The sequence below is a fragment of the Alteribacter populi genome, assembly GCF_002352765.1.
GTDB classification, from domain to species: domain Bacteria; phylum Bacillota; class Bacilli; order Bacillales; family Salisediminibacteriaceae; genus Alteribacter; species Alteribacter populi.
In genome coordinates this window covers 4,043,646-4,064,681 of record NZ_KZ293963.1, presented here as the reverse complement: position 1 = coordinate 4,064,681, position 21,036 = coordinate 4,043,646, and the positions used below count along the sequence as shown (strand labels likewise).

Here is a 21,036-nt window from a genome sequence, read left to right as displayed (position 1 = left end):
ATCCCTTATAAAGGGGATGCCCAGCGACGTCCTACTCTCACAGGGGGAGAGCCCCCAACTACCATCGGCGCTGGAGAGCTTAACTTCCGTGTTCGGCATGGGAACGGGTGTGACCTCTCCGCTATCGTCACTAGACAACGTATTGAGTTTGAGAAAACCTTGTTCTCTCAAAACTAGATAACAGCTTCAACTTGAAACCTTTGTGAGTTTCTTAAAGACAAACAACATCGTTTTTTGGATAAGCCCTCGATCGATTAGTATCTCTCAGCTCCACGTGTCACCACGCTTCCACACGAGACCTATCAACCTCATCGTCTCTGAGGGATCTTACTTACTTAACGTAATGGGAAATCTCATCTTGAGGGGGGCTTCATGCTTAGATGCTTTCAGCACTTATCCCTTCCACACGTAGCTACCCAGCCATGCTCCTGGCGGAACAACTGGTACACCAGCGGTGTGTCCATCCCGGTCCTCTCGTACTAAGGACAGCTCCTCTCAAATTTCCTACGCCCACGACGGATAGGGACCGAACTGTCTCACGACGTTCTGAACCCAGCTCGCGTACCGCTTTAATGGGCGAACAGCCCAACCCTTGGGACCTACTTCAGCCCCAGGATGCGATGAGCCGACATCGAGGTGCCAAACCTCCCCGTCGATGTGGACTCTTGGGGGAGATAAGCCTGTTATCCCCAGGGTAGCTTTTATCCGTTGAGCGACGGCCCTTCCATGCGGTGCCGCCGGATCACTAAGCCCGACTTTCGTCCCTGCTCGACCTGTATGTCTCGCAGTCAAGCTCCCTTATGCCTTTGCACTCTGCGAATGATTTCCAACCATTCTGAGGGAACCTTTGGGCGCCTCCGTTACTTTTTAGGAGGCGACCGCCCCAGTCAAACTGCCCACCTGACACTGTCCCCGAACCGGATCACGGTCCTGGGTTAGAATGTCAGTACAGCCAGGGTAGTATCCCACCGATGCCTCCACCGAAGCTGGCGCTCCGGTTTCCAAGGCTCCTACCTATCCTGTACAAGCTGTACCAAAATCCAATATCAAGCTACAGTAAAGCTCCATGGGGTCTTTCCGTCCTGTCGCGGGTAACCTGCATCTTCACAGGTAATATAATTTCACCGGGTCTCTCGTTGAGACAGTGCCCAAGTCGTTGCACCTTTCGTGCGGGTCGGAACTTACCCGACAAGGAATTTCGCTACCTTAGGACCGTTATAGTTACGGCCGCCGTTTACTGGGGCTTCAATTCAGAGCTTCTCCCCTAAGGGATAACCCCTCCTCTTAACCTTCCAGCACCGGGCAGGTGTCAGCCCCTATACATCGCCTTGCGGCTTGGCAGAGACCTGTGTTTTTGATAAACAGTCGCTTGGGCCTTTTCACTGCGGCTCTCCTGGGCTATAAACCCGAAAGAGCACCCCTTCTCCCGAAGTTACGGGGTCATTTTGCCGAGTTCCTTAACGAGAGTTCTCCCGCGCGTCTTAGAATTCTCTTCCCGCCTACCTGTGTCGGTTTGCGGTACGGGCACCTCTCACCTCACTAGAGGCTTTTCTAGGCAGTGTAGGATCAGGAACTTCGGTACTATAATTTCCCTCGCCATCACAGCTCAGCCTTACGACAAGCGGATTTGCCTACTTGCCAGCCTTACTGCTTGGACGCGCACATCCAGTGGCGCGCTTACCCTACCTTCCTGCGTCCCCCCGTTGCTCAAACGGTGAGGAGGTGGTACAGGAATTTCAACCTGTTTGCCATCGCCTACGCCTTTCGGCCTCGGCTTAGGTCCCGACTTACCCTGAGCGGACGAGCCTTCCTCAGGAAACCTTAGGCTTTCGACGGAGGGGATTCTCACCCCTCTTTTCGCTACTCATACCGGCATTCTCACTTCCAAGCGCTCCACCAGTCCTCTCGGTCTGACTTCACGGCACTTGGAACGCTCCCCTACCACTGTCCGAAGGACAATCCATAGCTTCGGTGATACGTTTAGCCCCGGTACATTTTCGGCGCAGAGTCACTCGACCAGTGAGCTATTACGCACTCTTTCAATGATGGCTGCTTCTAAGCCAACATCCTGGTTGTCTAAGCAACTCCACATCCTTTTCCACTTAACGTATACTTTGGGACCTTAGCTGATGGTCTGGGCTGTTTCCCTCTCGACTACGGATCTTAGCACTCGCAGTCTGACTCCCGAGTAAAAAGTAATTGGCATTCGGAGTTTGACTGAATTCGGTAATCCTGTAGGGACCCCTAGTCCAATCAGTGCTCTACCTCCAACACTCTCACCTCGAGGCTAGCCCTAAAGCTATTTCGGGGAGAACCAGCTATCTCCAAGTTCGATTGGCATTTCACCCCTACCCACACCTCATCCCCGCAATTTTCAACTTGCGTGGGTTCGGGCCTCCATCCAGTGTTACCTGGACTTCACCCTGGACATGGGTAGATCACCTGGTTTCGGGTCTACGACCACGTACTTGATACGCCCTGTTCAGACTCGCTTTCGCTGCGGCTCCGTCTCTTCAACTTAACCTTGCACGTAATCGTAACTCGCCGGTTCATTCTACAAAAGGCACGCTGTCACCCTTTAACGGGCTCCAACTACTTGTAAGCACACGGTTTCAGGATCTCTTTCACTCCCCTCCCGGGGTGCTTTTCACCTTTCCCTCACGGTACTGGTTCACTATCGGTCACTAGGAAGTATTTAGCCTTGGGAGATGGTCCTCCCGGATTCCGACGGGGTTTCACGTGTCCCGCCGTACTCAGGATCCACTCCGGAGGGAACGAAGTTTCGACTACAGGGCTGTTACCTTGTCTCGCGGACCTTTCCAGGTCGCTTCATCTACTCCGTTCCTTTGTAACTCCAATGGAGTGTCCTACAACCCCAAGAGGCAAGCCTCTTGGTTTGGGCTGTTTCCGTTTCGCTCGCCGCTACTCAGGAAATCGCTTTTGCTTTCTCTTCCTCCGGGTACTAAGATGTTTCAGTTCCCCGGGTCTGCCTTTTATACCCTATGTATTCAGGTATAAATAACACGCCATTACGCGTGCTGGGTTCCCCCATTCGGAAATCTCCGGATCGAAGCTTACTTACAGCTCCCCGAAGCATATCGGTGTTCGTCCCGTCCTTCTTCGGCTCCTAGTGCCAAGGCATCCACCGTGCGCTCTTATTAGCTTAACCGTCGATGTCGTTGGTCTTTTTCTAAGACACTCGGTTGTTCTCTCAAATAATCAAACAACCGGTGAAACTCACAAAGAGTTTACGATATGATGTTCAAAAACTCCGGGTATCATTGCCGTCGAATCTCTTCGTCACGTTTGTGTCTCCAGTCCTCACGTAGCGTACTACGCTCCGGGCTTCGACACTGCCGTTCCTCGATCTTCTCGGCCCTGATCGTCCTCGTTTTTGAACATCTCATTTCAAATTAGAAATTTGATGTCGTTACTGTTATCTAGTTTTCAAAGAACAGGTTTTGAAAGGATTAACCTTTCAAAACTAAACAAAAAGACCAAAGCAAAACCTTTGTAAAACTCGTTGAGCTTTAATAGCTCCTTAGAAAGGAGGTGATCCATCCCCACCTTCCGGTAGGGATACCTTGTTACGACTTCACCCCAATCACCTGTCCCACCTTCGGCGGCTGGCTCCAAAAGGTTACCGCACCGACTTCGGGTGTTACAAGCTCTCGTGGTGTGACGGGCGGTGTGTACAAGGCCCGGGAACGTATTCACCGCGGCATGCTGATCCGCGATTACTAGCAATTCCGGCTTCATGCAGGCGAGTTGCAGCCTGCAATCCGAACTGAGAATGGCTTTATGGGATTCGCTCGGCCTCGCGGCTTTGCTGCCCTTTGTACCATCCATTGTAGCACGTGTGTAGCCCAGGTCATAAGGGGCATGATGATTTGACGTCATCCCCACCTTCCTCCGGTTTGTCACCGGCAGTCACCTTAGAGTGCCCAACTTAATGCTGGCAACTAAGATCAAGGGTTGCGCTCGTTGCGGGACTTAACCCAACATCTCACGACACGAGCTGACGACAACCATGCACCACCTGTCACTCTGTCCCCCGAAGGGGAAAGCCTTATCTCTAAGGGTGTCAGAGGATGTCAAGACCTGGTAAGGTTCTTCGCGTTGCTTCGAATTAAACCACATGCTCCACTGCTTGTGCGGGCCCCCGTCAATTCCTTTGAGTTTCAGCCTTGCGGCCGTACTCCCCAGGCGGAGTGCTTAATGTGTTAACTTCGGCACTAAGGGTATCGAAACCCCTAACACCTAGCACTCATCGTTTACGGCGTGGACTACCAGGGTATCTAATCCTGTTTGCTCCCCACGCTTTCGCGCCTCAGCGTCAGTTGTAGGCCAGAAAGTCGCCTTCGCCACTGGTGTTCCTCCAAATATCTACGCATTTCACCGCTACACTTGGAATTCCACTTTCCTCTCCTACACTCAAGTTCCCCAGTTTCCAATGACCCTCCACGGTTGAGCCGTGGGCTTTCACATCAGACTTAAAGAACCGCCTGCGCGCGCTTTACGCCCAATAATTCCGGACAACGCTTGCCCCCTACGTATTACCGCGGCTGCTGGCACGTAGTTAGCCGGGGCTTTCTGGTTAGGTACCGTCAAGGTGCCGTTCTATTCGCACGGCACTTGTTCTTCCCTAACAACAGAGCTTTACAATCCGAAGACCGTCATCACTCACGCGGCGTTGCACCGTCAGGCTTTCGCCCATTGCGGATGATTCCCTACTGCTGCCTCCCGTAGGAGTCTGGGCCGTGTCTCAGTCCCAGTGTGGCCGATCACCCTCTCAGGTCGGCTACGCATCGTCGCCTTGGTGAGCCACTACCTCACCAACTAGCTAATGCGCCGCGGGCCCATCTCACAGTGTTAGGTAAAACCCAACTTTTACAAAAGAATCATGCGATCCCTTTGATCATCCGGTATTAGCCCCGGTTTCCCGGAGTTATCCCAGTCTGTGAGGCAGGTTGCCCACGTGTTACTCACCCGTCCGCCGCTCGTTCCACAAGTTTCACCCCGAAGGGATCCACTTGCTTCCCGCGCTCGACTTGCATGTATTAGGCACGCCGCCAGCGTTCGTCCTGAGCCAGGATCAAACTCTCCGTAGAAAGTTCGATGTCTCTGACATCATAAATAATTCATTGACGGAATATCTCTCGATATCCCACGTTTCGCTTGGCTTTTTGTTTAGTTTTCAAAGGTCAAAAACGAATTTCTACATTATATTAACTCTTCAATGAAACTCGTTATTTTTTGCCGCTCTGTTTTGCAGCGACTTTTATAATATACCACCTTGCGCTTTTAAAGTCAATGACTTTTTCAAAAAGTTTTTCAGTGGCACATTTCGAAGTCGCGCTCTCAATGCGACGATATAAAATGTACCACGTGTGAAAAATGAAGTCAATAACTTTTATGATTTTTTTCTAGGAAAGTGAATCCCCCACTTGATAATAACGATGGTAAATCGAATTACCTCTTGTTTTCATTCTAATAATGTCAACGTACCCTTTCTGAACGAGAAACTCCAAAAGAATGGTCAGATCAAGAGAATACTCACTCACTTCCATACTCGTTTTTAACTCTTCTATTGACCACGGTTCATCTTTACTTGCCATCAGATCTAAAAGATGAGCACTCCCTAGCCGAGTTTTTGATGTCAATTCAAATTCATTCGCAATTAGAAGAAGGTCGAGTTTCTTCTCAATGCTTTCTTCCCCTGTCACTAACTCAGAATAAAGTTTATGAATTTCAGGTTCGATTTGTTTCACTTGTTGCCAGACTGTCACTTCGGGGTAAAAACCATGCTCAATGACGGACAGGCGAGCTAAGTTATGAAGGGCATGTAGAATTTGATTGTAGGAATCAAGGTAGTGTCCTTCGTGAAACAGTGCCTTGCCATCCGTAAATCGGCGAATCAGTTTCGCAAATTCGACACCGATTCTTAGCTTCCTTTCCTCCATAGGGAAATCGAACATTTGCTCACGAAATTCTTTTACAAATTCATTGCGATCAAACAGAACCTTCCCATTCATTACCCAATCAAATACACGGCGGTTGCTGCTATTAATAAGCCAAATGTTTAATTGCTCAGTGTGAACAAGGTGCATTGCTACTTTATATCCATCATAAGTATAATGCTTCGTCTCCCATAATGGTTTATTTTCAGAAACGATGACTAGAAGTACAACATCAAAATAATCTGTTATCGCGTCTTTACTATCCTTTGATTCGATCATCATGACACCTAATGTATGTAAATCACTTGTACGATCCTGGTACAGCTGTCGTAAAAAATCATCCATATATATGCCTCCCACATAAACTTACCGCCAAACTTTTACGACGGCAGCCATATTTGCATTAAAACTTTTAAATTTCCATATAAACTTTCACAAAAGAAGAATTACTTTTAAAAAGAAGTTCGACGAGTAAGTAGAAATACCTTCTATCTTTATAGAACATCTTGATCCTTGTTTCCCCCTCCGATGTTTCTTTCCTATAGTCGTATAGAATTATGGTATGCTATACTCATTCTTTAGGAGGTATCAGTATGGGAGCTAAATTTACAAATAAAATAAATAAGATACGTACTTTTGCTTTAGTTCTTGTGTTTGCAGGGATTATTGTGATGTATTTAGGGTTGTTCTTCCAGACAAGCCCCTTATTTATGACCCTTTTTATGTTGCTTGGTTTTCTTTGTATTATCGCAAGTACCGTAACCTACTTTTGGATTGGGATGATTTCGACCAAAACAGTCCAAGTTGTCTGTCCAAACTGCGAAAAGCAAACAAAGGTATTGGGCAGAGTTGATGCGTGTATGTACTGTGATGAACCTTTAACATTAGACAAAGATCTTGAAGGCAAAGAGTTTGACGAAAGCTACAATCAAAAAAGCAGTAAAAAATAATCCGTCTCTACTTTAGAGACGGATTTTCTTATAAAAATAAGAAAAAACGCACAGCGGTCTTTTGTTAAAGCAGTTTCCTAAAAGATTATTGCTTTTATAAGATAAGACCCTCGCTCGAATTGCGCTACAGGCGGACGCTTTCACCCCAGGGCATAAGTGCGACATCCATTCTTCCTTCACTTCGTTTGGATTCACGGTGTCTTCTTTGCCGCAGGCTACGCTTCAGCCTCCTTCGGGGAAACCACCCTGCGGGGTCTTCAGCTATTTGCTTTTCCCGCTGGAGTCGCGCCCTTTCGTTTTATAAATCAATAACGACAATCTATGCGAAAAGTGCCTTTAGGTTATTTGACGTGAGCCGATGGTTCTTGGAGCTAGATGTCACTCCAATTTTAAAAAGGTACCCACAAAATTAGCAATATATAATTTCCTAAAGAAAAATAAAAAGTTGGCGAATAAGAAATCCACCAACCTTTTAATGTTTATGCTTCTGGCAATCCGGGCAAGTACCGTAAATTTCCATGCGGTGGTTTTTAACTTTAAAGTTTGTTACATGTTCAGCTAAAGTTTCTACTTCATCTAATCCAGGATAGTGGAAATCAACAATCTTACCGCAATCCTCGCAGATGACGTGGTAATGGTCAGTTGTATTACTGTCAAATCTGCTGGAAGAGTCACCATAAGTCAATTCTCTTACCAATCCGACCTCTTTAAAAACACGAAGGTTATTGTAGACAGTTGCGACGCTCATGTTTGGAAATTTTCCTTCCAATGCTTTGTAAATATCATCCGCTGTTGGATGGGTTTTTGCATCAAAAAGAAACTCTAAAATAGCATGGCGTTGAGGTGTCATACGCACTTTCGTACTTTTTAAAGATTGCAAGGCTTCTTGCAGTCGATGGTTTTCCATGTTTAACACCTCTTCCGAAAAGCATTCTTACTTTATAATATTTACAAATAGTATAGCTAATGTTTACAAAGGTTGTCAATGAATTCACTTTGCGCGTTATGCTATAGACCCAGGACTTTTTGTCTCGCTTATTTTTTACCGTTTTCCAATGAAGCTAGAATCGGAAAACTCTCCTTAGCATCAATGACAAATGAAGTATAGCGGCTATCTACATCTTTGGCTTTACCTTTCTTTTTTTCTGCTTCAACACAGATGCGTTGCATGTCATTTCTTAAAGTATCCACTTCATTATTTTTTACGCCGAAAAGGAACGTAGTATTCCCTTTTCTTAAAAATCCTCCGCTACTTGCAAGCTCTGTCATCCGGTAGTCTAATTCTTTCAACCCTTTTTCGAGTAGGTCTGCGTAGCGGTTATGGACGATGCATACCACTAATTTCATGTGTCGTCTCTCCTTTTCTGGAGTTTGGATTAATACCCACGTTTCGGATCGATTTTATTATAATAATTCGTGCCGTCTTCTAAAAATACCTTTAAGTTCTCCTCAAAAATCTCTAGTGCTCTTGGCTGATATCCAGGTGAAATACCAGAGATGTGTGGAGTGACTGTAACTTGATCCATTTCCCAAAGTGGGTGGGAAGATGGCAGTGGTTCTTCTTCAAACACATCAAGAACAGCATGGGCAATTTCACTTGATTTTAAAGCTTGGATAAGGTCGTTTTCGTTAATGACTGTTCCTCTTCCGATATTGATAAAGACGGCATCACTTTTCATTTTTACAAACGATTGATAATTAAGAAGCTCTGTCGTTTCCGCGGTTTGAGGAAGAACGGAAACAAGGAAATCAGCTTCTGTTAGTATGGAATCCATATTGTCAAAAGTATCAATGTGATCAAAGAATTCTACCTTTCTTCCGCTACGATTCATGCCAATCGTTTTCATACCAAAGGCTTTTGACAGACGAGCGATCTCTGTTCCAATTGCCCCAGCTCCAAGGACACCTAGTGTTTTTCCTTTTAGTTCTGTCATGGTTAGTTTACGATTCCATACAGACTCTTGTTCCTGTTTGATTAACGTTTTGGTTTTTCTGCCGACCTGCAGCATCATCGCGATTGTATATTCTGCCATAGGGGTTTGGTGAATCCCGCGTGCATTCGTTACAAGAATGTCTGTTTTTGCTATGGCCTTAAACGGCATGCGGTCCATTCCCGCTGAAATGACCATAATCCACTTTAAGTTTTTCGCTTGGCCTATGTGGTTGTCCGTTAGGTCTTCTCCATATGTAATCAAAATGTCTGCAGAAGGAAGCTCTTGTTCTGTGCCTTTTATATTTTCAAAAAAAGAAAAATGTACGTTTGGGTATCGTTTCGTTAATTGTGCGCGCAAATCACGACGGATTTTAGCAGAGGTAACAACGTGCATCGTGTTGGCTCCTTTCATAATCTTAACGCTGAATTTTTTTCATCTTATCATAATCCGATTATAGGCAACAAAATTTCATGATTAAAGGGGCTATTCGCAATGAACGAAAAGCCCCTTTGATTTTATTTAAACCTTTTTTTCTCTAGTACTTTTTTAAATTGCTTCGCATATTTGTGCTTCTTAGCATCTTTTTCAAATTCCTTCATGCGGCTGTGAACAAGGTCTTTATCATGATAAAACATAAGGTTTTCTCCCTCCTTATTATGCGTGTTTATCATCTTATAGTGACAGCTCACCGAAGTTAGCGATCGCAGGTGCCTGTTCTTGATTGCTAACCTCCTCAATCTGACCTTCTTTTACTCTGAGCAGCGGTTGAATGAATCCCTTGATTTTCGGTGTAGGTACAAGGACTTTACCAAAGACGTCCAATGCTTCAATTTTATTTTTTAAAACTTCAGGATCTACATTATCTTCGATGGTCAATTGACCACTTACGATGATTGAAATAGGATGATCATAAGCTTGAAACTGCTCATTTGACCAGGATTCATCGTTTTCAATAAACACATAGTCGTGTTCGTAAGGAAGAACTTCGGTTTCAAGAGAATCACACGTTTCATAAACGATGTCTTCCACTTCTTCATGACATACGATAATAGAAGAAGATCGAACTTCTTTAATGGCATTGGATAGTGCATCCCTTGTGACCTTTCTATCAATAAAAATTGGTTTTTTTGTGTAAAGCTTTCCCATTTTAAAGCGACGAATCGAGCGTGACGATAACGTAAGTGGCTTGGAGACGAACTCGAAATCGTTCGGGATCACTTCGATCGTGGTATTTGTTACAGCCATTTTTTTATAAACATAAGCTTCTTGGTGTTCATAAAGTCGAACGAGACCTTTAACTTCCAAACCCTCTACTTTCTCTTCAAAAGCTTCCATTGAAAGAGATTTATCAAACGTGAGAAGACCATTTACAATTATTTTTTCAGCATTCGTAATCGATTGAAGAAAGGAATTAGTTAATACTAACTTCCCGTTCGTTATTCTTGGCGGTTGCTCCGTATAGGCTTCCACTGAACCCGACCCTTCCTTCAACGCTTCGTTCAATAGACCAATTAAATGTGGAGGGGAGTAAATTTTTCCATTAACGATCAGACCCGCCAGTTTCCCTTTTATATCTTGAGCCTGCACCTGTTGACCAACAATAACGGCTCCATTTACTAGCAGAGAAAGAGGAGTCTCGATGGAGTCGAAATAAGGTTTATCCATTTTGATCGTATCGTTAATAAAGATATAGTCCTTTGTTAATTCAATGCTTTTACCAATGTTTCCGATATTTAATAATGAAAGAAGATGGGCATTTTCCCTTTTATACAAAACGCAACCTACATTTTCAATTTTTTCAATATGTGCAATGCTTTTTTCTGATGCCTTTGACAAATCTAGCAGACCAACATTCCCAATTTGTTGCTTTTTCATTTTTTTACTCCTCCATTTCTAGTTTTGCGCGTAAACGTTTTACAGCTGTACATAGTTTATAACGAACGGTCGCCGATGGAATCGATAGCTGTTTACCGATTTCCTGGCTTGTTAAACCAAGCCAGTAGCGTTTAAAGACAATATCACTTAATTCTGGCGTGAGAGAAGATAACAATTCGACCATTTCAATATGGTTGGAAACCATACCCGGTACATGAAAATCCAGATCATCCTCCCACGGGCTTAGCTTTTTCTCTTTTCGTCGTTCATCGATCATTTGGTTTTTCATGACCCTAAAAAACCAGGCTCGTTGTTTATACTCGGGTAATGTTAACAAGTTCTCGTCATTGAGTGATTTCAAAACGGCTTCTTGCACCAGGTCATCGGCTTCTTGGCCGTGTCTTGCTATGGACTTGGCGAACCTGATTAAGTCTGGCTTTAACTTTTCATATACCTCACTCATTTCCATTCGCTACACTCACTTTTTTATTTTATTACCTTCTCACTTAGATAACGGATGAGAAGGGGCAACTGTTTGAAAAAAGTAAAATTAATTATGTAAAACTTTAATCGGCAAAATGTGTGTTCAGAAGGAGGACAACGAGAGCCAAGATGGCCAAGCCAACGAAGAGATTTGACTGCTATCGTTCCCGCACAAAAAAAAGAGCGAGGACTAAGCCTCGCTAAAAATATATTTACATTGAAGAGGGATTGGGATCACCTATACTGTATTACTATGCCACAGCCTGAGCTTTGGACTGGTCAGGTGCCCTAAAGGGCTTATTTTAATTTTTCTGGATTAAGCCCGTTTAGTTCTTCAAGTACGAAGATGCCGTCTTTTCTAATGAGTACATCATCAAAGTAAATCTCGCCGCCACCGTATTCCGCTCGTTGAATTAGCACCATATCCCAGTGAACGGAAGAACGATTTCCATTATCAGCGTCTTCATAAGCTTCTCCTGGGGTAAAGTGAAGGCTTCCACCGATTTTTTCATCAAAAAGAATGTCCCCCATCGGATCAAGGATATAAGGGTTTACTCCGAGAGCAAATTCGCCCGTATAACGCGCTCCTTCATCAGTATCAAAAATCCGCTCAATTTTTTCTTTTTGATCCGCTTCCGCTTCAATGATTTTCCCGTCCTTAAATGTAAGCGAGACATTTTTGTACATGACACCTCGGTATGGACACGGAGTGTTGAACGAAATCGTGCCGTTGACGCTGTCTTTTACTGGAGCGGTGTAGATCTCGCCATCCGGAATATTCGCTTCTCCAGCACACGGAACAACAGGAATGTCTTTAATCGAAAAGCTCAGATCAGTGCCGGGTGCAATGATACGCACACGATCAGTATTTTCCATGAGCTTTTTGAGAGGTTCGAATGCACGTTCCATCTTTTCATAGTCAGCCGTGCAAACTTTAAGTAAAAAGTCAGTAAAAGACTTTGTGCTCATTCCTGCTTTTTGCGCCAGGGCTGGGGTTGGGTAGTTTAAAAGTACCCAACGTCGGTTATTGATGTAAAACTCTTGAACAGGTTTGAACACTTCACCGCGGAGCTGAAATTTTTCGCTAGGAACTTCAGCCATTTCCGCATCGTTTTCTTCAGCGATGATCGCGATGACCGCATCGACATCCTCGTATTTTTTTAGAGCCCAAGCAGCTTGTGTTTCAAGCTGGTCTTTTTGATATCCCATGCTTAAGTGGCGGCCAATTTCATCATCTAATAGCTCGATGTATGGATAAGCGCCCTTTTCATATGTTTGATCAATAAGCTCGGCAATGAGTGGTTTAGTTGTGTGATGCCCTTTAATGAGGACTCGTTCGCCTTTTTTGAGTTTTAACGAATGATCAAGTAAAACACTGGCTAGCTTTGGTAATCGGGGGTCCTTCATCTGTTAAGTTCAACTCCTTTTCAAATGTACCTTTAGTCTTTTTCTTCAAAAATAGAAGCTGACATCGACATAATCTCTTTTAATCTGTCCATTTATTTTCCACGCTATCGCTAAGTCTCACATCGGAGATCATGTTACAGGGCTTCTGTGATTTTTACTATTCATCAAGCAAATGATTATCCTTTAAAAATGTTAAAATTTCTGGCATCAGGCCATCTGCCAATGGAAGTGTAGGATCTGAATATGTCTTCATATTCTCTTCCTCATCAGCAGGAGCATCTTTGAGGACATGATTCATACCTTCTATAAGAAGAAGTTCTGATCCACTTTTAGCTTCAGCAAGCTTTTCGGCATCTTCTTCGGGCACTTGAATGTCGTGTGTTCCATTGATGATTAAGGCCGGAGTATCCAATTTTTGAATCTGCTCCACTGGATCATAGTTCATCCAAGAAATCATAAACGGTTGAACGCTAGGCCTGAAAACACTCAACAGTTGTTCGTTTACCTCTTCCACTGTATCTCCCTGCTTCAAGCTTTCCAATATTGCTTGGCTTTCTCTATACAATTCGTTAGATAAACTTTCTAACTGTTCTAAAAGGACTTCGTCAATAGGACGGCCTGCTCCAGCTACTGAAATAAAAGCGTCTACCGATGTATCAGCGCTAGCAATCATTCCTTCAAGTGAACCTTGACTATGTCCCACGACGACAATATTTGTAAATCGATCATCTTCTTCAAGTATTGTAATCCATTGCTCGGCATCTTTAACAAACTGATCAAAATCCATATCTTCTTCACTCGTAACTGCTTGAGCATTTTTCCCTGCACCGCGCTTGTCATACCGCAGACTCGCGATGCCGTTTTCCGCCAGTGCTTCTGCCATTAGCTTTAAACTATTATTCTCACCTGGGAGATTAGGTGAATTTCCATTTCGATCTGTAGGACCTGAACCGGGAATAATTAACGCCACGGGATACCCATCACCTTCTTCTGGTAGAACAAGAGAGCCGTACAAAGTGTCTTCACCGATTTCAATCGTTAAAAACTCTTCTTCTTCTTTTGAACTTTGATCACTCTCCTCCCCTCGACCTAATTCAAAGGGAAAGCTCTGGCCAGACTGCGTGAATGTTCCGCTGATGGAGTCCTCTATCACCTCACCGTCAAACATAACGTCCTCGTTAGGAAGAGCCATGATGAAAGAAATCTCATCTCCCTCCAACTGTATGTCAGACAATGGGTAACTTTCCAAGCCTTGCACAGGAATGCTGATCGTCCCTGTTAATGACTCATCACTTGCAAATGCTACTTCAATGTGTAACGGCTGTCCCGGTACCTCAATCGCCCCACTCCATCCACCTTCTAACCATTCAGTAGATTCATTTACCGTAGTTTCGTTGTCACCGGCATCGGGCTGCTCTTCATTATTGCATCCTGCAATTAAAAGAAGGGTCAGAAATGTAGCACACCACTTCAAGTATTTTTTCAATTTGTCCATCCTCCTGTGCTAGATTTTACAAAGTCCCTTAACTTTACGAACACCAATCAAAATAGATTCAAAAGTTTAGAGTGGATTTGGTAAATTGAGTAAGATAAGTAGGCTCCTAATGCTCACCTTCTTTTAAATCCTCAAAAACATACTCTGGCACAACAAGATGGTGGTAGTCTTGGTGAACTTGCCCATTTTCTTTCCACGAAATTTGAAAGTCTCCTCCGCTCGGCCTAGGGAAATATTCTTCGTCCTCACCTTCTTCATGCTCTGTTTCACAAAAATTGCACTCTTCTTGATAAATTATTTCCCCATTAAAATCTTCCAAAGTTACGTCTTGATAAAACAGGCTTCCCATTGGTGAATAGTGCGAATAAAAAAATTCTACTGCCTCTAGATCCTCGTTATCACCTTGGTAATCTAATTTCAATCCGATTTCAGGCGATTCATTTCCTTCCTCTACAAAGACTGTCAACTCCCATGCGCTCCCCTGCATGGCTTCTTCTCGGGACCAAAATGGATCGAATTCCTCATCAGATGGGTCTTGGAATACAAACATCGCTCCTCCGATAATCACGACAATAAGAATGATCGGTAAAAATTGCTTCAATGACTTCACCTCTATCTAACGGCTTTCTCATTTAAGTTTACCAAAGAATGTATCATATTCCAGAAAAATTACTTAAATAGTGTTAATATTGGCTTTAATAGGGATTACCGACCGTGAGAAAAGGAGTTTCCAAAATGAAGAAAATGATGATCATTCTATCAATCTTTTTATTAACGAGTTGTAATACAAACAATGAAGATGAACCTCACATTGAAGGAACATTAATAGCTCATGGGGGAATGATAAGCCTGCTAACCGTTTTTGTAGAAGACAGTATAAGTGGAAATAACTTTGAGTACCCGGAAACAGAACCGACCTCATCCGATATGGAAAACTATGAAGCAGAGATCTACCGCCTTCTTCTTGACAAGGAAACCAAATTTATTTTTAATGAAACCGGAGAAGAGCTTACTGTTAATATGGATGGATTTCCTTATCATTTACATGGATTTTTTCAAAGTTGGAGCGACCAAGTAGAGGTTAACGTCAAAGAGGAGTTCGAAAGAGAAATCCTAACTGACCGTTCAACTCCTGTAAGTATGGATGCAAGCTTTATCCCCATTTATACTGCTGATGAAATATTCATCGAAAGTCCCGATAAAGAGCTACTAATCGAAAGATACCGTACTCATACGAGCACAGAAAATGATTATAAACAAGCATCAGTTCTTACGTTTTTAGATGATTCCTTTTCTCAAGATTCATTAATGACGAATCAGCAGCATTTTCAACCATATCAAAAAGAAGATCAGTGGATTAACAATCAAGTTTTCTTTAATGATGAAGTCGGGATCTACGACCATTTTATCGACTCATACCCTACCTATTATGTACTTGATGAGGAAGGAAAAGTGTTTGAAACAGGAGACCTTAATGACGTAATTACGTATATAGAAGAAGAAAAAGAGTTCGAAATCAATGAAGAGTGGCTTGAACAACAGGAACATATAGATGAAATGGAGGATTAGAAAATTTGTATACTTAGAACTTAGACTTTGCTCTTGATCGGGCAAAGTTTTTTGCGTTATTGAGGGGATTATCCGGTTTTGTTCGGGTATATCGGCGGAAATGAGTCATTTATCAGCGATTCGACAAATAACGACACCAACAACACCTTACTAAAAAAAGACGCCCATTCGGACGCCTCTTCTAAAACCACTACTGCTGCTCTTTCAAAAACGCCAACGCTTCTTCAACATGTCCTTTAACACGGACTTTGCGCCATTCTTTCACCAAATTGCCTTCTTTATCGATGACAAAGGTTGAGCGTTCGATACCCATGTATTCTTTGCCGAAGTTTTTCTTCAGCTGCCACACGCCGTAATCCTCGGCTACTTTATGGTCTTCGTCAGCAAGCAATAAAAACGGCAAGCCATGCTTATCGATGAATTTTTCATGACGTTCCACCGGATCAGGGCTGACGCCTAAAATAACCGCGTCTAATTCTTCAAAGTTTTCGTGGTGATCACGAAAGTCACATGCTTCTGTTGTACAGCCTGGCGTCATATCCTTTGGGTAAAAATAAAGAACGACATTTTTCCCTTTGTAATCGGATAAGCTGACTTCTTTTCCATCGTTTGCTTTGAGAGTAAATTCAGGTGCTTTTTGTCCAACTTCTACAGTCATTCATAACACTCCTTTGTTCTTCTATCTTCTTTAAGGATAACCAAGATTAGCTTCACCTACAAACGATCCGCACTTCTTTCGTTATAAACGATGCTCGTGACGACAAATGCAGCTGGCAGCAAATAGCCGATCAATGCCTGTACCATCGCAATCCAGCGTCCGATACCTTCGGGAATGATATCACCGTAGCCTACCGTGAGCAATGTAACTGCACTAAAATACATAACATCTTCTATTAAATGAGCCAAAGGACCATCCATTCGGCCTGTACCTTCTAACAAAACAGATACCCCTAAAAAGTGAAGACTCAAGTAAATACAGCCAAACCCGATAATGACGGTGGCATATACGAGTAGTAATACGAGAAAGTTTCGAAGTGAAAGTCTTCTTCTATAGTGGGGTTGGTTTTTCACTAACAATAGAAAGCTCATCACAATCCCAACTATTGACATGATCGTCACAAAAATTAATAAAAGGGTTCCCATCCTTATTCACCTCTCTTCACTTTATGAAAAAAGAGACGAATTTAGGACAAGGAACCCGTTTTTAACTATCAGTTACCAGCGCCGCGGTAACGCTTCACTCCTGCATTCCAGAAAAACACCGACATTGTAATAAAAATCAGCCCCATCACTGGGGTGAAAAACGCATAGCCGTACCATTCTTCACGACCTAAAAAGAACGCTGCCGGATAAACACCTACAAATGCAAACGGCAAAATCCATGTGAGCATATACCGGATCACTTGGTTGTAAATATCTACAGGATAACGTCCATAGTTTCCGATGTTGTACATCATCGGCATAATGTCCGTTCGCGAATCGGACCAAAAGCTGATACTTGCTAGGATAATAAAAATACCGGCATAAATAAGGGAACCGCCAATGACCATCATGATAAACATAAACGGATCGTACCAGCTGAGTGTCAGCCCGAGTTCAGATCCTGCATAAAACATAATCGCTACACCGGTAATCACGCCAAACATCGATTCGAGCTCCATCCGCTCGATAATGATTTGAAACAAGCTGTGGATAGGCCGGGTCAAGACGCGGTCCATTTCCCCTTTTACGATGTAGCGCTCGTTAAAATCCCATATGTTAAAAAACGAGCTGAAAACTGCGTAGGGTACAAGGAAAAAGCCGTAAATAAAGATGATTTCTTCACGACTCCAGCCACTTAAAAATGTCGTATGACCGAATACAACAAGGATAAAAATTAAGTTTACCGCTTGAAACAATAGATCTGAAAACAACTCAACGACAAGATCTGCCCGGTACGACATCCGTGTTTTCAAATATTGAGAAGCGTACTGAAAGAATATCGATACATAAAACACAGCTTGTTACCCTCCTTGTACGATGAGCTGCCGTTTCGCAGCTATCCAAAGTAATTGAATAGGAATAAAAAGAATGACAGACCACATAAGTTGAAGCAAAATTGCTGAGTACACTTCACCACCAGTAAAGCCTTCAGTAAAGATCATCGACGGAATGTAGCTGATTGCCTGGAACGGCAGGAAGCTCATGATATCCTGAGCCCATAACGGGTAAAAGGAAATGGGAAGCAACAGTCCTGAAAACAAATCGATAACCACTCTCTTGGCTCGAATTAAGCCTGTGTTATAAAGTAAAAAGAACGTAAGAATTCCTGTAATTAAGTTGATTTGGGTGTTAACGATAAAGCTGAATAAAAGTGACACGAAGAATAATCCCCAAATCGATAAATCATTAGAGAAACTGATCGGAAATACGAGCCAGACGATCGCCATACCAGGGACTGAGAAAAACAACAACCGAAAAAGTCCCTCTCCTAACCCTTGCATTGTTTTCATGCCTAAGTAATTGTAAGGTCTAATCATTTCCACAGCGACTTTCCCGTCTTGAATTTCTTGAGAGATTTCGCGGTCAATGTTGTTAAAATAAAACGCCCTCGCCATCCATGCAATCGCAATGTAAGTCGTCATTTGTACGATGCTTAAATCTTGTATTGACTCTTGTCCGCCGTAAATCGCCTGCCAAAGAAAATAATAAGCACCGATATTAATACTGTAAATAAGGATGCCGCTATAGTAGTTGGTGCGGTAAGCGAGCATCATGAGAAAGCGGATCCGTACCATTTCTACATACATCGAAAGTTTACTAGCCATGGCGGATCCCTTCCTCGTAAATGTTCCGAATAATTTCTTCCGTCGACACTTGATTCAGTTTCACATCAGAAATCGGGTAATGACTCATGACGACACTCATCATTTTGGAAACGAGTTCATCGTCTCCCTCAACTGTTGCTTTCCAAGCTTTCATTTTATCTCCAGCCCGCCATTTTACCGGGAAATCAGCCGTAACGGCCTCCAATGATTCTTTTTGAATCGATTTTTGGAATTCAAATTGGACTTGCTTTCCTTCGACCCAATTCTTTTGTAGTTGATCAAGCGCGCCATCGTAAATGATTTTTCCTTCATCTAAAAGAACGACACGATCACACAACGCTTCAATGTCAGATAAATCGTGAGTTGTAAGCAAGATCGTCGTTTTGTACTTACGGTTGATTTCTTTTAAGAACTCGCGGATCTTCATCTTCACAAGAACATCCAGCCCAATTGTAGGCTCATCTAAAAAAAGCAGTGGTGGGTTATGAATGAGCGCTGCTGCGAGTTCACAACGCATCCGTTGTCCTAATGATAGCTTTCGAACGGGTTTATCCAATAATGGTTGAATTTCAAGCGTTTCAATAACTTCCTTCATATGAGTATCGTAATGCTCATCAGATAGGCGATACACTTTTTTCAAAAGACGAAACGATTCTTGTACAGCGATGTCCCACCATAGCTGTGAGCGTTGACCAAAAACGACGCCAATCGTCCGCACAAACTGTTCTCTTTCTTTATGAGGATTCATGCCGTTTACACGAACTTCACCTGCAGACGGTGTCAAAATACCAGTAAGCATTTTAATCGTCGTAGATTTACCAGCACCATTCTCACCGATGTAAGCGACCATTTCTCCTTGTTTAACATTAAGAGATATATCATCCACTGCTCGTAAAACAGTATAGTTTCTCGTAAGTAAATCGCGAAAAGCGCCTCCCAGACCTTTTCGGCTCGAATAAGATTTAAATTCTTTTCTTAATCCGTTAACCTCAATCACGTTCATTAAGATCCCTCCTCTCGTTACAACTTTACTAGTTTAACGAAAGGTGCCGTTCCATTCAAGGTAGTAGACTTCGAACCTGGGATGAAAGTTTTCCAGTTTTACCATCGCAATCGGGGAGATGTGGTAGTGTTGATTATTCATGCTACAATGAAGGACGTGATGTAGCTTTTAAGGAGGAATTTACATATGAAATTTACTGAATCAGAAAAACATAATCAAGTTGCCCAAGAGCATATCTTGGGAGGCGTAAATAGTCCCTCACGATCGTTCAAAGCGGTTGGCGGTGGATCTCCTGTTTTTATGGAAAAAGCAAAAGGTGCTTACTTCTGGGATGTGGACGGCAACCAATATATTGATTACTTAGCGGCATACGGTCCAATTATTACAGGACACGCGCACCCTCATATTACCGAATCGATCAAACAAGCAGCAGAAGATGGTGTCCTATACGGAACACCCACGGCTTATGAAAATACATTTGCGAAAATGCTTCAAGAAGCAATTCCTTCCATGGAAAAAGTCCGTTTTGTGAACTCCGGAACTGAAGCGGTGATGACAACGATCCGTGTCGCTCGTGCTTATACAGGACGTGATAAAATCATCAAATTTGCGGGATGTTATCACGGACATTCTGACCTTGTCCTTGTCGCAGCTGGATCTGGTCCTGCCACACTTGGCAGCCCCGATTCTGCAGGAGTGACAAAAAACATTGCAAAAGAAGTCATTACCGTTCCTTTTAATGATATTGAAAGCTTCAAAGAGGCAATCACGAAATGGGGAGATGAAATAGCCGGTGTTCTTGTTGAACCGATCGTTGGAAATTTTGGAATCGTCGAACCAGCCCCTGGTTTTTTAGAAAAAGTAAATGAGATCACTCACGAAGCAGGTGCACTCGTCATTTATGATGAAGTTATCACTGCCTTCCGCTTTATGTACGGCGGTGCGCAAAACTATACCAATGTCGAACCGGATATGACCGCACTAGGCAAAATCATCGGTGGAGGACTACCAATTGGAGCTTATGGCGGACGACAAGACATAATGGAAGAAGTTGCCCCACTCGGACCTGCCTATCAAGCAGGAACAATGGCTGGAAACCCGGCATCTATACGCGCTGGCATTGCTTGTTTAGAAGTACTGAAACAGCCTGGTGTATACGAGTATCTGGATGAATTAGGCGCTCAATTAGAAGAAGGCATTCGTAACCATGCTGCGACCTACAATGTTCCAATCACACTCAATCGTTTGAAAGGAGCGCTTACCGTGTACTTCGGTGTCGCAGGTGTGACTAATTACGATCAAGCAGAAAACAGTGATGGTGAAATGTTTGGCCGCTTCTTTAAACTAATGCTTGAGCAAGGGATAAACCTTGCTCCTTCTAAATATGAAGCCTGGTTCCTAACGACGGAGCATACGGAAGCAGACATCGAGAAGACTCTTGAAGCTGTAGATTACGCTTTTTCTAAATTGTAGTATTAAGAATTTGTATATTTATTCAAGATCTTACTACTGAGGATGAGTTTGTCTCATCCTCTTTTTTTGTACAGGCCACT

17 protein-coding genes and 3 rRNA genes are annotated in these 21,036 nt (G+C 43.3%); 3 read left to right on the top strand and 17 right to left on the bottom strand.

Features of this window, described 5'->3' with window-relative positions; translation table 11 throughout:
* Nucleotides 1-18 precede the first annotated feature (18 nt).
* The 4 genes from rrf to CDZ94_RS18690 form a co-directional block, all read right to left on the bottom strand.
* Nucleotides 19-135 (bottom strand): 5S ribosomal RNA (gene rrf / locus CDZ94_RS18705).
* A gap of 99 nt (nt 136-234) precedes the next feature.
* Nucleotides 235-3,169: ribosomal RNA gene (locus CDZ94_RS18700) — 23S ribosomal RNA — on the bottom strand.
* A 376-nt stretch (nt 3,170-3,545) separates the two neighbouring features.
* A 16S ribosomal RNA gene (locus CDZ94_RS18695) occupies nt 3,546-5,111 on the bottom strand.
* The 16S, 23S and 5S rRNA genes sit together here, the layout of an rRNA operon.
* A 315-nt stretch (nt 5,112-5,426) precedes the next feature.
* Entirely contained in the window at nt 5,427-6,305 is an 879-nt protein-coding gene (locus CDZ94_RS18690; protein WP_096439744.1) for a nucleotidyltransferase-like protein, read from the bottom strand.
* 248 nt (nt 6,306-6,553) lie between these two features.
* On the opposite strand from CDZ94_RS18690, the gene CDZ94_RS18685 reads away from it, so the two are divergent.
* Complete coding sequence (locus CDZ94_RS18685; RefSeq protein WP_096439743.1) at nt 6,554-6,910, top strand: YgzB family protein; 357 nt, start codon at nt 6,554-6,556, stop codon at nt 6,908-6,910.
* Between the two features lie 472 nt (nt 6,911-7,382).
* Here the strand turns inward: CDZ94_RS18685 and perR are convergent, their stop codons facing one another.
* The 8 genes from perR to CDZ94_RS18645 form a co-directional block, all read right to left on the bottom strand.
* Nucleotides 7,383-7,817 (bottom strand): peroxide-responsive transcriptional repressor PerR, encoded by a 435-nt coding sequence (gene perR / locus CDZ94_RS18680; protein ID WP_096439741.1) that lies wholly within the window; start codon nt 7,815-7,817, stop codon nt 7,383-7,385.
* A 128-nt stretch (nt 7,818-7,945) separates the two neighbouring features.
* Nucleotides 7,946-8,257, bottom strand: a complete 312-nt coding sequence (locus CDZ94_RS18675; RefSeq protein ID WP_096439739.1) for a cyclic-di-AMP receptor — start codon at nt 8,255-8,257, stop codon at nt 7,946-7,948.
* A gap of 29 nt (nt 8,258-8,286) precedes the next feature.
* A complete protein-coding gene (locus CDZ94_RS18670; protein ID WP_096439737.1) occupies nt 8,287-9,237 on the bottom strand; it encodes a D-2-hydroxyacid dehydrogenase in 951 nt (316 codons plus the stop codon).
* Nucleotides 9,238-9,516: 279 nt separating this feature from the next.
* The gene (locus CDZ94_RS18665; RefSeq protein ID WP_096439735.1) at nt 9,517-10,719 is read right to left on the bottom strand and encodes a hypothetical protein; all 1,203 of its coding nucleotides are present in this window, start codon (nt 10,717-10,719) and stop codon (nt 9,517-9,519) included.
* A gap of 4 nt (nt 10,720-10,723) precedes the next feature.
* Nucleotides 10,724-11,188, bottom strand: coding sequence for an RNA polymerase sigma factor (locus CDZ94_RS18660; RefSeq protein WP_096439733.1), 465 nt, complete (start codon nt 11,186-11,188; stop codon nt 10,724-10,726).
* Nucleotides 11,189-11,499: 311 nt separating this feature from the next.
* Nucleotides 11,500-12,609, bottom strand: coding sequence for an aminopeptidase (locus CDZ94_RS18655; RefSeq protein WP_096439731.1), 1,110 nt, complete (start codon nt 12,607-12,609; stop codon nt 11,500-11,502).
* Between the two features lie 157 nt (nt 12,610-12,766).
* Nucleotides 12,767-14,095, bottom strand: coding sequence for an alpha/beta hydrolase family protein (locus CDZ94_RS18650; protein ID WP_245415758.1), 1,329 nt, complete (start codon nt 14,093-14,095; stop codon nt 12,767-12,769).
* A 115-nt stretch (nt 14,096-14,210) separates the two neighbouring features.
* On the bottom strand, nt 14,211-14,705 hold the full coding sequence (locus CDZ94_RS18645; protein ID WP_096439727.1) for a hypothetical protein: 495 nt from the start codon (nt 14,703-14,705) through the stop codon (nt 14,211-14,213).
* 134 nt (nt 14,706-14,839) lie between these two features.
* Here CDZ94_RS18645 and CDZ94_RS18640 point away from each other — a divergent pair, with 134 nt between their 5' ends.
* On the top strand, nt 14,840-15,673 hold the full coding sequence (locus CDZ94_RS18640; RefSeq protein WP_096439725.1) for a hypothetical protein: 834 nt from the start codon (nt 14,840-14,842) through the stop codon (nt 15,671-15,673).
* Between the two features lie 190 nt (nt 15,674-15,863).
* Here the strand turns inward: CDZ94_RS18640 and bcp are convergent, their stop codons facing one another.
* From bcp to CDZ94_RS18615, 5 genes are all read right to left on the bottom strand, one after another.
* Nucleotides 15,864-16,331 carry a thioredoxin-dependent thiol peroxidase gene (gene bcp, locus CDZ94_RS18635; protein ID WP_096439723.1) on the bottom strand — a complete coding sequence of 156 codons (468 nt, stop codon included), beginning with the start codon at nt 16,329-16,331 and terminating at the stop codon, nt 15,864-15,866.
* Nucleotides 16,332-16,387: 56 nt separating this feature from the next.
* Nucleotides 16,388-16,816, bottom strand: a complete 429-nt coding sequence (locus tag CDZ94_RS18630; protein WP_232735806.1) for a potassium channel family protein — start codon at nt 16,814-16,816, stop codon at nt 16,388-16,390.
* Nucleotides 16,817-16,884: 68 nt separating this feature from the next.
* Nucleotides 16,885-17,670, bottom strand: coding sequence for an ABC transporter permease (locus tag CDZ94_RS18625; protein ID WP_096439719.1), 786 nt, complete (start codon nt 17,668-17,670; stop codon nt 16,885-16,887).
* A 6-nt stretch (nt 17,671-17,676) separates the two neighbouring features.
* On the bottom strand, nt 17,677-18,480 hold the full coding sequence (locus CDZ94_RS18620; protein WP_096439717.1) for an ABC transporter permease: 804 nt from the start codon (nt 18,478-18,480) through the stop codon (nt 17,677-17,679).
* Nucleotides 18,473-19,483: an ABC transporter ATP-binding protein gene (locus CDZ94_RS18615; protein WP_096439715.1), complete on the bottom strand. Its 1,011-nt coding sequence runs from the start codon at nt 19,481-19,483 to the stop codon at nt 18,473-18,475. The genes CDZ94_RS18620 and CDZ94_RS18615 overlap by 8 nt, the downstream gene beginning before the upstream one ends.
* Nucleotides 19,484-19,669: 186 nt before the next feature.
* Between CDZ94_RS18615 and CDZ94_RS18610 the strand changes: the two genes are divergently transcribed.
* Nucleotides 19,670-20,956, top strand: coding sequence for a glutamate-1-semialdehyde 2,1-aminomutase (locus CDZ94_RS18610; RefSeq protein WP_096439713.1), 1,287 nt, complete (start codon nt 19,670-19,672; stop codon nt 20,954-20,956).
* Nucleotides 20,957-21,036 lie beyond the last annotated feature (80 nt).